14 protein-coding genes and 1 pseudogene are annotated in these 13,624 nt (G+C 47.8%); 2 read left to right on the top strand and 13 right to left on the bottom strand.

Translation table 11 applies throughout. The features are described from left to right. The first annotated feature begins 27 nt into the window (after window positions 1-27). Complete coding sequence (locus ABR335_RS05360; RefSeq protein ID WP_014097539.1) at window positions 28-531, top strand: phosphatidylglycerophosphatase A family protein; 504 nt, start codon at window positions 28-30, stop codon at window positions 529-531. Between the two features lie 123 nt (window positions 532-654). Here the strand turns inward: ABR335_RS05360 and ABR335_RS05355 are convergent, their stop codons facing one another. The 4 genes and pseudogenes from ABR335_RS05355 to lipA form a co-directional block, all read right to left on the bottom strand. After that, window positions 655-1,419: a TIGR01457 family HAD-type hydrolase gene (locus ABR335_RS05355; RefSeq protein WP_328230044.1), complete on the bottom strand. Its 765-nt coding sequence runs from the start codon at window positions 1,417-1,419 to the stop codon at window positions 655-657. A gap of 26 nt (window positions 1,420-1,445) precedes the next feature. Continuing rightward, window positions 1,446-1,886, bottom strand: a complete 441-nt coding sequence (locus tag ABR335_RS05350; RefSeq protein ID WP_014097537.1) for a DUF86 domain-containing protein — start codon at window positions 1,884-1,886, stop codon at window positions 1,446-1,448. A 49-nt stretch (window positions 1,887-1,935) separates the two neighbouring features. Then, entirely contained in the window at window positions 1,936-2,229 is a 294-nt protein-coding gene (locus tag ABR335_RS05345; RefSeq protein ID WP_017552020.1) for a YutD family protein, read from the bottom strand. 130 nt (window positions 2,230-2,359) lie between these two features. Further along, window positions 2,360-3,283: pseudogene (gene lipA, locus ABR335_RS05340) on the bottom strand (lipoyl synthase); the annotation flags it as partial. Between the two features lie 191 nt (window positions 3,284-3,474). Between lipA and ABR335_RS05335 the strand changes: the two are divergent. Then, window positions 3,475-4,458 (top strand): M23 family metallopeptidase, encoded by a 984-nt coding sequence (locus ABR335_RS05335; protein ID WP_061577178.1) that lies wholly within the window; start codon window positions 3,475-3,477, stop codon window positions 4,456-4,458. Window positions 4,459-4,485: 27 nt separating this feature from the next. Here ABR335_RS05335 and yunB read toward each other — a convergent pair whose 3' ends face one another. The 9 genes from yunB to ABR335_RS05290 form a co-directional block, all read right to left on the bottom strand. Then, on the bottom strand, window positions 4,486-5,208 hold the full coding sequence (gene yunB, locus ABR335_RS05330) for a sporulation protein YunB (RefSeq protein WP_061577179.1): 723 nt from the start codon (window positions 5,206-5,208) through the stop codon (window positions 4,486-4,488). A 339-nt stretch (window positions 5,209-5,547) separates the two neighbouring features. Beyond that, the gene (locus tag ABR335_RS05325; protein ID WP_014097532.1) at window positions 5,548-5,850 is read right to left on the bottom strand and encodes a YunC family protein; all 303 of its coding nucleotides are present in this window, start codon (window positions 5,848-5,850) and stop codon (window positions 5,548-5,550) included. Between the two features lie 185 nt (window positions 5,851-6,035). Continuing rightward, window positions 6,036-7,406 carry a bifunctional metallophosphatase/5'-nucleotidase gene (locus ABR335_RS05320; protein WP_350346642.1) on the bottom strand — a complete coding sequence of 457 codons (1,371 nt, stop codon included), beginning with the start codon at window positions 7,404-7,406 and terminating at the stop codon, window positions 6,036-6,038. Between the two features lie 264 nt (window positions 7,407-7,670). Next, a complete protein-coding gene (gene sufB / locus ABR335_RS05315) occupies window positions 7,671-9,068 on the bottom strand; it encodes a Fe-S cluster assembly protein SufB (RefSeq protein ID WP_014097530.1) in 1,398 nt (465 codons plus the stop codon). Window positions 9,069-9,074: 6 nt separating this feature from the next. Next, window positions 9,075-9,518 (bottom strand): Fe-S cluster assembly sulfur transfer protein SufU, encoded by a 444-nt coding sequence (gene sufU, locus ABR335_RS05310; RefSeq protein ID WP_014097529.1) that lies wholly within the window; start codon window positions 9,516-9,518, stop codon window positions 9,075-9,077. Further along, window positions 9,508-10,737: a cysteine desulfurase gene (locus tag ABR335_RS05305; protein ID WP_014097528.1), complete on the bottom strand. Its 1,230-nt coding sequence runs from the start codon at window positions 10,735-10,737 to the stop codon at window positions 9,508-9,510. The genes sufU and ABR335_RS05305 overlap by 11 nt, the downstream gene beginning before the upstream one ends. Beyond that, window positions 10,737-12,047, bottom strand: coding sequence for a Fe-S cluster assembly protein SufD (gene sufD, locus ABR335_RS05300; RefSeq protein ID WP_017552017.1), 1,311 nt, complete (start codon window positions 12,045-12,047; stop codon window positions 10,737-10,739). The genes ABR335_RS05305 and sufD overlap by 1 nt, the downstream gene beginning before the upstream one ends. A 16-nt stretch (window positions 12,048-12,063) precedes the next feature. Beyond that, window positions 12,064-12,849, bottom strand: coding sequence for a Fe-S cluster assembly ATPase SufC (gene sufC / locus ABR335_RS05295; protein ID WP_014097526.1), 786 nt, complete (start codon window positions 12,847-12,849; stop codon window positions 12,064-12,066). Window positions 12,850-13,184: 335 nt separating this feature from the next. After that, on the bottom strand, window positions 13,185-13,541 hold the full coding sequence (locus tag ABR335_RS05290) for a hypothetical protein (RefSeq protein ID WP_014097525.1): 357 nt from the start codon (window positions 13,539-13,541) through the stop codon (window positions 13,185-13,187). Between the last annotated feature and the right edge of the window lie 83 nt (window positions 13,542-13,624).

Here is a 13,624-nt window from a genome sequence, read left to right as displayed (position 1 = left end):
AAAATGTCGAATAGTTGAGGTGAGAACATGGAAAACAAGAAAAATATGGATGTGTCAGAACAAATTGCAAGGCAGCGGCTGAAAGAACGGGGCGTAGAATTGGAAGATATTGCGAAACTCGTCCTGTATTTGCAAGAGAAATACTTTCCGGAAATGACGCTTGAGGATTGCATGGAAAGTGTCAACGCCGTTCTTTCCAAACGAGAAGTGCAAAACGCCATTTTAACCGGGATCCAGCTAGATGTGCTGGCGGAAAAAGGGATGCTTGATGAACCGCTGCAAAGCACGATTGCGGTCGATGAATCCCTTTATGGTATTGATGAAATTATGGCTTTGTCGATTGTAAACGTGTACGGTTCGATCGGTTTTACCAACTACGGTTATATTGACAAACAAAAACCGGGCATTTTGGCAAAGCTCAACGACCATTCCGACGGCTCATGCAACACGTTTCTCGATGATATTGTCGGGGCCATTGCCGCTGCAGCCGCAAGCCGCCACGCACACAGAGTGGCGCACGTGCAGCCGTAAAAACACGAAAAAAAGGCAAGATACGTTTTTGTATCTTGCCTTTTTTCGATATTCGTTTTCCAAACAAATCGGACTTTACAACAGGCGGGCATATGGAGCCTTCCTGATTTGCACCCGCGCTTGTCACACTTCCCACTGGTCAAGGGAATCAACCGTATAGGTCGGCAGGATTTCTTTTGTCTTCAACATTTCCTTCGTCGTTATGCCGGTATGGACGAGCAGGGTGTCAATGCCCGTGCGGATGCCCGCCAGAATATCGGTATCGTAATTGTCCCCAACCATGATCGTCTCTTCTTTTTTCGAACCGAGGTATTCAAGCGCCTGCTCGGTAATGATCGGTTCCGGTTTGCCGATAAAGACCGGCTTGGTTTGGGTCGCAACCGCAAGCACCGAGGTTAAAGCCCCGTTTCCTGGTAGCAGACCGCGTTCAGTCGGAAGCGCAATATCGGCGTTAGTGGAAATAAATTTGGCCCCGTTCCGGATCGCAATGGCGCCGAGGGCGAGCTTTTCGTAAGTAATCTCCCGGTCAATGCCGAACACGACATAATCGGGGTGATCGGATGTGATCGTAAAACCTTTTTCTTTGATGGCCGTTTTGATGCCTTCTTCGCCAATCACATATACAGAAGCATCCGGCTTTTCATCATAAATAAACCGGGCGGTCGCCATGGATGTCGTAAAGACCTGCTCCGTTTTTGCCGGGATATCGAATCCGCGCAGTTTTTCGGCAACCTGTGCCGGTGTTCTCGAAGAATTGTTTGTAACAAATAAATACGGAATCCCTTTTTCCTGCAACCGGCTGACAAAATCGCCGGCTTCTTCTATTTTTTCCGTTCCGCGATACATGGTACCGTCCAAATCAATCAAATAGGCTTTATACTTTTTCATGCTGAAATTCCTCTCTGTTTCGTTGCTTATTCCCCTTTAAAAGCGTTGACCGGGCCGAGTTCGTTTGCCAGGTAAGTGCGCACATCTTCCGGAAACCGTTCAAGCGCCTTGAAATTAGCCGCAAGCACTTCCTGAAGGGTGCCGTAATCCAGATCCATATACCCCCGGACAAGCTGCTTCCTGAGCGCGATGACAGCCGTCAGCTGCTTTGCCGATTCAGCGGAAACCACATTTTCATCTTCCAAAATGTCAATGATGTCTTCGTAGCTCCCCGGATCGCGCATAATAAACCCGTCAATGATCGCGTTTCCGACATCCAGAACCGATTCGATGACGGTTTCTGCAATTCTTTCCAAAGCAGCCTTTTCGATTTCCGTCTGCCAGGCCGGCTGCGCTTGAAACGAGGCAAGCCGTTTTTCCATAAATGACAATATCCCGTTTATTTTTTCACGATCGACAAAATACATCCTGTCACCTTCTGCCTAAAGTTTATCAAATGGCGGTGCCGGGCAAAACTTATTTGGCAACGATTTTCTTTGCGACAAAATAGGCACAGCCGAAATTGCAGTATTCATAAAGATATTCCGTGAGTGTACTGATTCTGGTGTCAAAAGTGGATTTCGGATTTCGGTCATCAAAAAAACCGCGCAGCCGCAGCTGTCCGTAACCCCAGTCGCCGACAATATAGTCGTACTTTTCCAGTATTTCACTATATCTGCTTCGGAATGCTTCTTCATTGTAGCCATTCCGGTAATTGGCAATAATCTCGTACGTATGGCGGTGGATGGTGACCAATTTCAATTCCTCCATTTTCCCCGTGTGCCTTCCTGCCTTATTTTATTATAACGAAAAACCGCCCAAATTCTAAGCGGAACGCGAAAAATTTTTTCAGCCCCATTGAACGGAAAAACTGCGCCCATTAAAGTGCGCAGCCCGTTTCTCAAATTTTTTGCGTCTGTTCCACGTTCCCTAAAATATGCTTTGCTTTTGCAGCGGCACTGACCTGTTCATCCGCATGGTATGAAGAGCGGACAAGCGGACCGGATTCGCAGTGGCTGAATCCTTTTTCAAGTGCAATTCTTTTTAATTCGGCAAATTCATCTGGATGGTAATATTTGACCACTTTCATATGTTTTTTCGTCGGCTGTAAATATTGCCCGAACGTCACGATGTCCACATCGTTGGCGCGCAGGTCATCCATCGCTTCCGCCAATTCTTCCATCGTTTCGCCGAGGCCGACCATAATGCTTGATTTAGTCGGAATCTCCGGCTGCATTTCCTTTGCCCGCCGCAAAAATTCAAGCGACCTGTCGTACGTGGCGCGGGCGCGGACCCTTCTTGTCAGCCTCCGGACGGTTTCAATATTGTGGTTTAAAATATCCGGTTTTGCATCCATCAATGTTTTTAAACTTTCGTACCGGCCCTGCAAATCGGAAGGCAGCACTTCAATGGTGGTAAACGGGTTCATGCGGCGGATCGCTCGGATCGTTTCAGCCATCACCGCTGCACCGCCGTCTTTCAAATCATCACGGGCCACCATCGTCACAACCACATGCTTTAAGTTCATTTTTTTCACCGATTCAGCAACCCGTTCCGGTTCCTGCCAGTCGAGTTCGGACGGCAGCCCGGTTTTTACGGCGCAAAAACGGCAGGCGCGTGTGCACGTATCGCCCAGAATCATGAAAGTCGCAGTCCGCCTTGTTCCCCAGCATTCATGGATATTCGGGCATCTCGCTTCTTCGCAAACCGTATGTAAGTTTTCCGTACGCATTAATTTCTTCAGTCCGGTATAATTTTCATTCGTATTGAGCTTGATTTTCAGCCATTCGGGTTTCCGCAAAATCTCTTCCTGTTTGTTCATTTTCCATCTCTCCCACCGGGTTCGTTCTCTCTCACTTTACCACATTCGTCCCTTTTTTGAAAAGAAAACGCCACCGGTTTTTCCAATATTTAATATTGATGAAAATCCGCTTCTCTTTCCACAATAAGCGTAAGAGGATTTTCATATTGCGGTTTTTCTGTTTCGACAACATTGATAGAAAGAGGGTTTTCGCATTGCGGTTTGTTTTGCTTTTCTGCCTTGTAACAGGGCTTTCATTTTCTGCCCTTCATGCCCAAGCAAAAGAAATATCCGATAAAGAAATGTACAAAAAACGGATGGAACTTTATCAGCATATGGAGGCATTTACCCAGATTCCGTGGTACAATTTGGCAGCCATCGACCAGTATGAACGGAGCATCCGGTTTGTCCGTTCCGACCTACCGAAACCAGCCGGCCTTATTTCCATTTATTTTCCCCCTGAAAAATGGTCCGGGCTTGCCAATCCGAACCACAATGATACCCATCCGCTTTCGATTGCGTTTTTCGGCGGGATCGGAAAGGACGGGAACGGGGATGGGAAAGCTGACCGCAACGATGATCTTGACGTGCTTTTTACACTGAGCGAGTATTTGTTGCGGTATGGAACGGATGATGATGACTTTGAAATTGCGCTGTGGCATTATTACAAACGGGATAAAGCCGTACAGCTGATCACGGAAAAGGCGAAGATTTACAAGACATTCGGCACCATTCAGCTGACAGACAAGGCGTTCCCGATCCCGCCCGGATACAATTACAGCTACCGGAGCACATGGGGCGACCGGCGCGGCTGGGGTGGCCGCCGTATCCACGAAGGGACGGATATTTTTGCCGATTATGGCGTCCCGGTACGCGCGACTTGTTACGGGGTGATTGAATTGAAAGGGTGGAACAAGTACGGCGGCTGGCGCATTGGCATTCGTGATTTAAACAATTCGTATCATTATTTTGCCCATTTAAGCGGTTATGCAAAAAATTTACATGTCGGCCAGGTCGTCAAACCGGGCATGTTGATCGGCAGCGTTGGCAGCACCGGTTACGGCCCGCCCGGCACATCCGGAAAATTTCCGCCGCATTTGCATTACGGCATATACAAAGACAACGGACGAAGCGAATGGTCTTTTGATCCTTACCCGTCCTTAAGGAGATGGGAATCGCTTGAAAAACAGCGGAAATAAGGAACGCTGGAGCGAGCATAGCGCTTTTTATTTCGTGTTTTTCGGCAGTTCGATGAGCGGATGCGCCCCGTCGCCGTTTCCGCTATAAAATTGCGGGACATCGCCATTATAGTTGCCCATTGCAAGCGGGACATCATGTGTATAGGTGATGACATCCGATGCAAACGGGATAATGACCTGAATTTTGATTTTGATTTCAACATAAATATAAAAAAATGCGTTGTTAATGCCATATTCTTCTTTTTTCACTTTAATATTGGAGCTTTCAACATCCCCCACCATTTGAAAGGTCACGGGAATATCCGGCCCCATGTTTCCGAGCAGAGCAATATCGGTCACTTTCCCAAGCGGAACGGAAAAAATTTCAGGTTTTGATTTTTTCTTTTTCCCGAGCATGCCGTCGTTTGATATTTCTTCAAGAGACGTAATGTCTCCTTCTTCCACTTCTTTAAATTGGCGGGTAATCTGGTTTTCAATTTCAGATTGGGTGACGGCTAATTCCCGGGGGTCAATCGTATCCAACTTGCTATTTTTTCCGCCACTCACATGGTCTTTGATCGCTTCGTTCGTGACATATGAGGCGATTTTTTTCATTTCCGACTCGGCGTACCGCATTAAAGTAGGTTTTATGCCTTCGTCAATAATGACAATGCTGATAATAGTGGTAACCGTAAAAAATGCGATGGAAAGCAAAAGCACGTACCGCGTCGGCAAGGGTCCCCGCCGTTTTGAGGTGCGGAATTTTCGCATAAAAAATCCCCCCTGCAAGCAAATGTATGTCTGCATAAGGGGGATTATGATCATATTAAAAAGCGTGGGTCCGGATTGTTGTGCTGAAGGACATTTTATGCTTTCAGGCACAGTGGTTTGTCTTTCATGATCTGGATGAAGGACATTTCGCTGGTTCTCGGCTCATGTTTTGTCTTTCATCGCCCTGATGAAGGACATTTCGCCGGTTCTCGGCACGCGTTTTGTCTTTCATTACCTCGATGAAGGACATTTCGCCACTCCTCGCACTCCGTTTTGTCCTTCATCACACGGGAAGGACGAATGCAACATCATCTTTTGTGCTTCAACCTAATCGAACGTTTAAATCATTTTTAACAATGCTTGTTTCCCGATCATGCCGGCGGTAACCCCGATCTTTTCCGCTTCATGGGTAACCGACTCGAGCGGTGCTTCCAGCAATTGTTCGATCGTCTTTACACCGACTGCCCTGCCGGCGATAATATGGCGGTCCTTTAGTTGATCATTCAACAAGCCCACATCAAGCGCGCCGCACATAATATAGCCTTTGTCGCACGATACGGCCAGCAAGGTTGTTTTCGGCAGCCGGACAGTTGTCGCGATAAACGTATGTCCCCCGATCTCAACAGGTGTTACGGTTACCATTTCCATCCGCCCCTTTCTTTCATATTTTATGAAAAGGGCGGTGAAAAGTGCCTGCCAGCCAATGTGCTGCCATATTACATCCCAAATTCTATCTTTGGAAACTCCATTGACCGTCGCTGCTTCTAAGAAGCCAGGAAACTGCCATTGATTCATTGCTACATTGCTTTGCGCAAGGGCATTTCATCCTACTGACCATATTCCTGCAATAACTTCCATTCCATCACATCACGCAAAAATTCCGGCATAAAATAATGGATTTTCGCCTCCCGGATATGCGGGAAAAAGTCGCCAAATGTATACATATCAATCGTACCAAGCCTGTAGATACGATCCGGTTCCAGCGGCCTGCCCCCCACCTCTATTTTCCGGAAAGCATGATTGAAACCGATATTCCGGTAAATAAACCGGCCCATGATTTTCCCGCGGAAGCCGAGCCCCTTCAGCTCCAGTTGCGGCCATTTCGGGTCGAGCGTTGAAAGAAGCACTTCCTGAAGTTTTTCGCCTGTCAGCTCGATCAGACACGGGTTAATCGGATGCGGGAGAATCCGGTGGAGATCAAATTTCGTGACCGGCCCATGTTCCAGACTGTCAAGCACAAGGCCGGCATTCAAAAATGCGCAATCGGCATCGCACCATTCCATGACCGCATCACAAAGCAGGCCCGCAAGCCGGTTTTCCCTGAACCAGTCCGATTCCAGTTTTTCCGGTAAATACACGAGTTTTTGATTCAATAATTTTTTTCCTTCAAAATAATAATGTTCAATCTCGGCCGTTTCTCCGGGCGGTTCCTGGAAGTTCCCGGTCGGTAAAGCACGGGCTGACTGATAGACGATTTTTTTGGCAGCCGGATCGATTTCAAGCTTGACATGCCCGATATAATAGCCGTATTTGCCTGCTGCCGCAAGAAGCGTCCGCCCGTCCAGTTCACCTTTTGCCAACACATGGTGCGTATGCCCGCCCAACACAAGGTCCACTTCCGGGTACAGCTTTGCAATAAGGCGGTCTTCATGAATGCCGAGATGCGATAAGACGATGAGGATATCCGCCTCTTTTTTTAAAATATCCATTTGTTTTCCTAGTTCTTCCAATGGATTAGAAAGCTGCCAACCCAGCAGCCGGTACAGTTTATAAAATCCTGCCGTCACACCGGTTACCCCGATTTTGACACCGCTTTTTGTCGTGTACAGTTTCCGCGGCGCTGCCCACTGCGGCCGTTTCCCGTTTTCATCGAACAGGTTGGCAAGAATCACGTCAAATTGTGCTTCCTCATACAATGTGTCAAGCGCCTCGTGCGGCATCGTAATCCCTTCATTATTGCCAATGGTCGCAGCCAAGTACCCCAGTTGATTTAAAAGCCGGACATTTGCCTTGCCCATGGTCCCTTCTGTATACGGATGCCATCTGTCGACGTGGTCGCCGAGGTCAAACAGCAGCATCTCTTCATTTTGCCGGGCATACTGCACCTGTTTTCGCTCAAGAAAATGCCGGATTTTCGGCCAGTTTTCAAAATGGCTGTGGATATCATTTGTATGGTATATATGTAAAATTTCGTTCATATTTGGTCCCCTTATCATCATGAGGGTAATCTCGTCATGCCGTTTCATACGGCCACTTTTTATCCTTTATGCTTATGCAGTTTATTTTACCACGATTTTCAAATCGGCGCCCCATGAAAAAACAGCCGCGCGGAATCCGCAAGCGGCTGTTTTTTCTGCCATCACCGTTTAAAACTAGGCTTTACAGCAATATATGAGGGGTGATTTGTGGGTAAATCGCACCCCTACGTTCAAAAACTCTCTATAACCGTTGATATATCAAGGTTATCCAATCGAACCTTCCATTTCAAACTTAATCAAACGGTTCATTTCGACGGCGTATTCCATCGGGAGTTCTTTTGTGAACGGTTCGATGAAGCCCATAACGATCATTTCCGTTGCTTCCTGTTCGGAAATGCCGCGGCTCATCAAGTAAAAGAGCTGTTCTTCCGACACTTTTGATACTTTTGCTTCGTGTTCCAAAGAAATATTGTTGTTTAAAATTTCGTTATAAGGCACGGTATCTGATGTGGACAGGTGATCCATAATCAGCGTGTCGCATTCGACATTGGAACGCGCGCCGTCCGCTTTCCGGCCGAAATGCACCATGCCGCGGTATGTGACTTTTCCGCCGTGTTTTGAAATCGATTTGGATACGATCGTGGACGACGTATTCGGCGCAAGATGGTACATTTTCGCGCCGGCATCCTGGTGCTGGCCTTTTCCGGCGATCGCGATCGACAGCGTCATACCGCGCGCCCCTTCGCCTTTCAGCAGCACGGAAGGATACTTCATCGTCAGTTTTGAACCGATGTTGCCGTCAATCCATTCCATTGTCGCATTCTCTTCACATACGGCGCGTTTCGTTACAAGATTATAAACGTTGTTCGCCCAGTTTTGGATCGTCGTATAACGGCAATACGCATTTTTCTTAACGATGATTTCAACGACTGCGCTGTGGAGCGAGTTTGTCGAGTAAACCGGCGCCGTGCAACCTTCGACATAGTGGACGGAGGCACCTTCGTCAACGATGATAAGGGTCCGTTCAAACTGCCCCATATTTTCCGAATTGATCCGGAAATAAGCTTGCAGCGGGGTATCCACTTTTACACCCGGCGGAACGTAAATGAAAGATCCTCCCGACCAGACAGCCGAGTTTAAAGCCGCAAATTTATTGTCCGTCGGCGGAATGACGGTTGCCCAGTATTTGCGGAAAATATCTTCATTTTCTTTTAAAGCGGAGTCCGTGTCTTTGAACACAATCCCGAGTTTTTCGAGATCCTGCTTCATGTTATGATAAACGACTTCCGATTCATACTGTGCGGAAACGCCGGCCAGGTATTTTTGTTCCGCTTCCGGAATGCCAAGTTTATCAAATGTATTTTTGATTTCCTGTGGTACTTCATCCCACGAACGGCCGGCATGTTCCGTCGGTTTGACGTAATACGTAATGTCGTCGAAATTTAACGCGGAGAGATCGCCGCCCCATTGCGGCATCGGTTTATTGTAAAAGTGTTCAAGAGACTTCAGACGAAAATCAAGCATCCATTGCGGTTCTTCTTTCATTTTTGAAATTTCTTCCACAATTTCTTTCGTCAATCCGCGTTTTGCACGGAAAATGGAAACATCTTTATCATGAAAGCCGTACTTGTAATCACCGATTTCCGGCATTTTTTTAGCCATCAGCCATCATTCCTCCAATCCTTTTTCGCTTCTTACCCCTTTTTCCATTGCTTTCCATGCCAAAGTTGCACATTTGATCCGGGCAGGGAATTTGGATACGCCGTGTAACGCTTCAATATCGCCAAGATCTTCAGCCTCTTCATAGTCTTTTCCCTGCACCATTTCCGAGAAAATGTGGGAAAGTTTCAGCGCTTCGTCTACTGTTTTTCCCTTTACGGCCTGCGTCATCATGGAGGCCGATGCCATCGAGATGGAACAACCTTCACCAGTAAATTTCGCATCTTGGATGAGGCCGCCCTCCACTTTCAATGTCAAATGAATCCGGTCGCCGCAAGTTGGGTTATTCATATCGACTGTCAGGCTTCCATCTTCCAAACTGCCCCTATTCCGCGGATTTTTATAATGGTCCATAATCACACTGCGGTAAAGCGCATCAAGATTAGAAGACATTTGTAAAATACTCCTTTGCTTTCACGATACCGGCAACAAGTTTGTCAATATCTTCTTTCGTATTGTATAAATAAAAGCTTGCACGTGCGGTCGCTGTCACGTCCAGCCATTTCATCAACGGCTGTGCGCAATGGTGGCCCGCGCGGATCGCAATGCCTTCCGCATCGAGGATGGTCGCGGCATCATGCGGATGCACGTTTTCTAAATTAAACGTCACAAGGCCGGCGCGTTCGTCTGCGCTTTCCGGGCCGTACACCGTAATCCCTTCTATTTCAGAAAACTGACTGAGGCAATAGGCACTTAAATCCTGTTCATGCGCCGTAATTTCATCAAGCCCGATTTCTTCGAGAAAATCGATGGCTTCCCCGAGCCCGATTGCACCGGCAATCACCGGAGTGCCGCCTTCAAACTTCCACGGAAGTTCTTTCCAGGTGGAATCGTACAGGCCGACAAAATCAATCATTTCGCCGCCGTATTCGAGCGGTTCCATCTCTTCAAGCAGCGCCTTTTTGCCGTACAGGACGCCGACGCCGGTCGGACCGCACATTTTGTGACCGGAGAAAGCAAGAAAGTCGCAGTCAAGATCCCTTACGTCCACTTGCATATGCGGCGCACCTTGGGCGGCATCGACGACCATGTAAGCACCATGGCTGTGTGCGATTTTCGCTATGTCTTTTACCGGGTTAATGGTGCCAAGCACGTTTGAGACAAGCGCTGCAGCCACGATTTTCGTCCGCTCCGTAACCGTTTTTTCCACATCTTCAAGTCGCAGCGTACCGTTTTTTTGCATCGGCACATATTTCAAAACGGCGCCTTTTCTTTTGGCGAGCTGCTGCCACGGGATGAGGTTGCTGTGATGCTCCATGTAGGTAATGACGATCTCATCGCCTTCCTGCACTTGTGCATCGCCGAAACTGTGGGCAACAAGGTTCAGCCCGGCTGTCGTCCCTTTTGTAAAAATGATTTCTTCCGTTGATTCGGCACCGATAAATTTGCGGACTTTTTCGCGCGCGCCTTCGTAATGGTCAGTCGCTTTTGTCCCAAGCGTATGGACGCCGCGGTGAACGTTCGAATTATATTCACGGTAGTATTGGTTGACGGCTTCAATGACACGGAGCGGCTTTTGTGAAGTCGCAGCACTGTCTAAATAAACAAGCGGGTGGCCGTTTACTTCCTGGTCCAATATGGGAAACTGCCGGCGAACTTCATTGATATCCATTATCTGACTTTCCTTTCAATGACTTCCGTCAATTGTTTTTTTACACTTTCGATCGGGAGCTGTGTGACAACCGGTGCAAGAAAGCCGTGGATGATCAGCCTTTCCGCTTCATTTTTCGAAATCCCGCGGCTCATCAAATAGTAAAGCTGAACCGGATCGACACGGCCGACAGATGCGGCGTGACCGGCCATCACATCATCTTCATCAATGAGCAACATCGGGTTTGCATCGCCGCGCGCTTTTTCGCTTAGCATGAGCACGCGCGATTCCTGCTCAGCGTCCGATTTGCTCGCGCCGTGCTCGATTTTGCCGATCCCGTTAAAAATCATCGTCGACGCGTCTTTGACAACGCCATGTTTTAAAATAAAGCTTTCTGTATTTTTCCCGAAGTGGGTAATGCGCGTCGTAAAGTTTTGCGTCTGCTTGCCGCGGCTGACCACAACCGTTTTGGAATGGGAAACGGATCCGTCGCCGACAAGGTTGGTCGTATTATCTGAAATCGTATTGCCGTCGTTCATCATGCCGAGCGCCCATTCAATTTGGGCATCGCGCCCGGTGTAACCGCGGCGGTTCACATATGTGGTGACCCCTTTTGCAAGCGTATCAACCGCGCCGTATTCGATCTTTGCATTGGCGCCGGCAATGACTTCCGTTATGATGTTCACAATGCCTTTCGCGCCATCGTTTGCCGAAATATAGTTCTCCACATAGGTGACGGCACTGTTTTCTTCGGCAACCACCAGCACATGGTTGAAAAGCGGTGCCGTTTCATGGTCGTGCACATAAATGGCCTGAACCGGTTCTTCAAGCACAACATTTTTTGGCACATATAAGAATGTCCCGCCGTTCATGAGTGCAGCATGTAGTGCCGTCAAACGGTGTTCATCGACTTTAACCGCCTCTGTCATGAAAAATTTTTGGACAAGCTCCGGATGTACTTTGACCGCTGTCAATATATCGGTCAAAATGACGCCTTGTGCTTTTGCGCTTTCCGACAAGGACAGATAAGCCGGTGTCTGGTTATGCTGGATATACAAATTTTGCTTCGCGTTTTCGAGATCCACGAGTGCCTTCACTTTTTCCGGCAATTCGTTCAAAGCGCTGTAGGTTGTGCTTTCCACGCTAAAATCGGTAAATTGTGTAAAGTTCCACTTGTTCAGTTTTGTCTTGTCCACTTCCGGAAGCGGCAGGACCTGGGCCCGGGCGAATGCCTGGAGGCGGAACTCCTTCAGCCATTCCGGTTCACCGTTTTGTTCGGAAAAGGTGCGGACATCTTGCTCGTTCATTGCTAATTTCGTTTCTGTCATCAAGTCTCTCGCCCCCTGCTTAAGCTTCCTGGCCGACCGTTTCGTCTTCGATGCCAAGTTCCTGTTTAATCCATTCGTAGCCTTCCGCTTCAAGGCGGTTTGCCAGTTCAGGACCGCCCGATTTGACGATGCGCCCCTGCATCATGATGTGGACAGCATCCGGTGTAATATAGTCTAACAAACGTTGATAGTGGGTAATGATGATGCATCCGAAATCTTCGCTGCGCATCGAGTTGATCCCTTTTGCGACAACCTTCAATGCATCGATGTCAAGGCCGGAGTCGATTTCATCGAGAATCGCAATTTTCGGTTCGATCATCATGAGCTGTAAAATTTCGTTCCGTTTTTTCTCACCGCCGGAAAAGCCTTCATTCAAATAGCGTTGCGCCATGTTCGTATCCATTTCAAGATATTCCATTTTTTTGTCGAGTTCGCGGATAAATTTCATCAGTGGAATTTCATTGCCTTCGCCGCGGCGCACGTTAACCGCCGAGCGTAAAAATTCCGCATTCGTCACGCCGCTGATTTCGCTTGGGTATTGCATGGCGAGAAACAGGCCGGCTTTCGCACGTTCATCCACTTCCATTTCCAGCACATTTTTTCCGTCAAGCGTGATGGTCCCCTGGGTGACGATGTATTTCGGATGCCCCATAATGGCAGAAGACAGCGTCGATTTCCCTGTTCCGTTCGGGCCCATGATCGCATGGAATTCACCGCTGTTTACTTCAAGATTGACCCCTTTTAGAATTTCTTTTCCCTCTACTTCGACGTGAAGATCTTTTATTACGAGTTTTGATCCTGCCATAAAAAATTCCTCCGTTATTTGTATATTCAGTTCCAATTTATTCTCAATTTATTCTCATTATTATTTTATAACAAATGAAAACTATGCGCAACTAGTAAAAACCTGTGGATAACCATGGCATGCCATCTTTTTTCCGCGGTTTTCCGGCCTTGCTTATTCATTAATCATAGCACAAAATGTACCCGGCATAAAATTCCTGATACAGATTTCTTGAATTTCCCTGTATTGCACATTGGAAATCCGGCAAGCTGCCTGAAACAGCATAAAAAAAGCCGGGATTTGTTTTGCAATCCCGGTTATGCTGTGATTCTCATTTTCAGCCTGTTATTTGATAATCAGGCGGATTTGGCCTTACTTTTTGGTGCAGGTTGCGGGGTTCCTGAAAGCCAAAACAAAGATTCCAGCAGCAAAAAATGGCGGTACGTGCCCCTGTACCGGAGTTCGCCCATTTTCAGAAATGTGCCGAGGCGCGCGCGGCGGGAAAGGAGCTGTTCGAATTGCCGGAGCGCCATTTCCAGTTCAAAATCGGCATTGCCGGTTTCAAGCTGCACGCATCGCTCCTTGGAAAAAGCAACGAGGCAGCATTCGTCCCCATCACGGAATAATACGGTAACAGGCACCGCCGGCAGCAGCATTCGCAATTGTTTTTTCCGTGCCAGGCTATTCAGGAAAAATTGGATGGTCTGTTTCATGGCAACACGCTCCAATCATTATTTCCTTTCCCTATTCTGCACAGACGCTGCTGATCCTGCTGAAATCGTTCAACAAATCGTGC

The sequence above is a fragment of the Heyndrickxia faecalis genome (assembly GCF_040267745.1).
Taxonomy (GTDB): domain Bacteria; phylum Bacillota; class Bacilli; order Bacillales; family Bacillaceae_C; genus Weizmannia; species Weizmannia faecalis.
Note: the sequence above shows the minus strand (reverse complement) of the source record. Positions and strands in the feature narration are given on the sequence as shown.

Coding starts and splice junctions, on each gene's coding strand:
- ABR335_RS05360 (WP_014097539.1), top strand. CDS start 28: ATGGAAAACAAGAAAAATATGGATGTGTCAGAACAAATTGCAAGGCAG.
- ABR335_RS05355 (WP_328230044.1), bottom strand. CDS start 1,419: ATGAAAAAGTATAAAGCCTATTTGATTGATTTGGACGGTACCATGTAT.
- ABR335_RS05350 (WP_014097537.1), bottom strand. CDS start 1,886: ATGTATTTTGTCGATCGTGAAAAAATAAACGGGATATTGTCATTTATG.
- ABR335_RS05345 (WP_017552020.1), bottom strand. CDS start 2,229: ATGGAGGAATTGAAATTGGTCACCATCCACCGCCATACGTACGAGATT.
- yunB (WP_061577179.1), bottom strand. CDS start 5,208: ATGCGAAAATTCCGCACCTCAAAACGGCGGGGACCCTTGCCGACGCGG.
- ABR335_RS05325 (WP_014097532.1), bottom strand. CDS start 5,850: ATGGTAACCGTAACACCTGTTGAGATCGGGGGACATACGTTTATCGCG.
- ABR335_RS05320 (WP_350346642.1), bottom strand. CDS start 7,406: ATGAACGAAATTTTACATATATACCATACAAATGATATCCACAGCCAT.
- sufB (WP_014097530.1), bottom strand. CDS start 9,068: ATGGCTAAAAAAATGCCGGAAATCGGTGATTACAAGTACGGCTTTCAT.
- sufU (WP_014097529.1), bottom strand. CDS start 9,518: ATGTCTTCTAATCTTGATGCGCTTTACCGCAGTGTGATTATGGACCAT.
- ABR335_RS05305 (WP_014097528.1), bottom strand. CDS start 10,737: ATGGATATCAATGAAGTTCGCCGGCAGTTTCCCATATTGGACCAGGAA.
- sufC (WP_014097526.1), bottom strand. CDS start 12,849: ATGGCAGGATCAAAACTCGTAATAAAAGATCTTCACGTCGAAGTAGAG.
- ABR335_RS05290 (WP_014097525.1), bottom strand. CDS start 13,541: ATGAAACAGACCATCCAATTTTTCCTGAATAGCCTGGCACGGAAAAAA.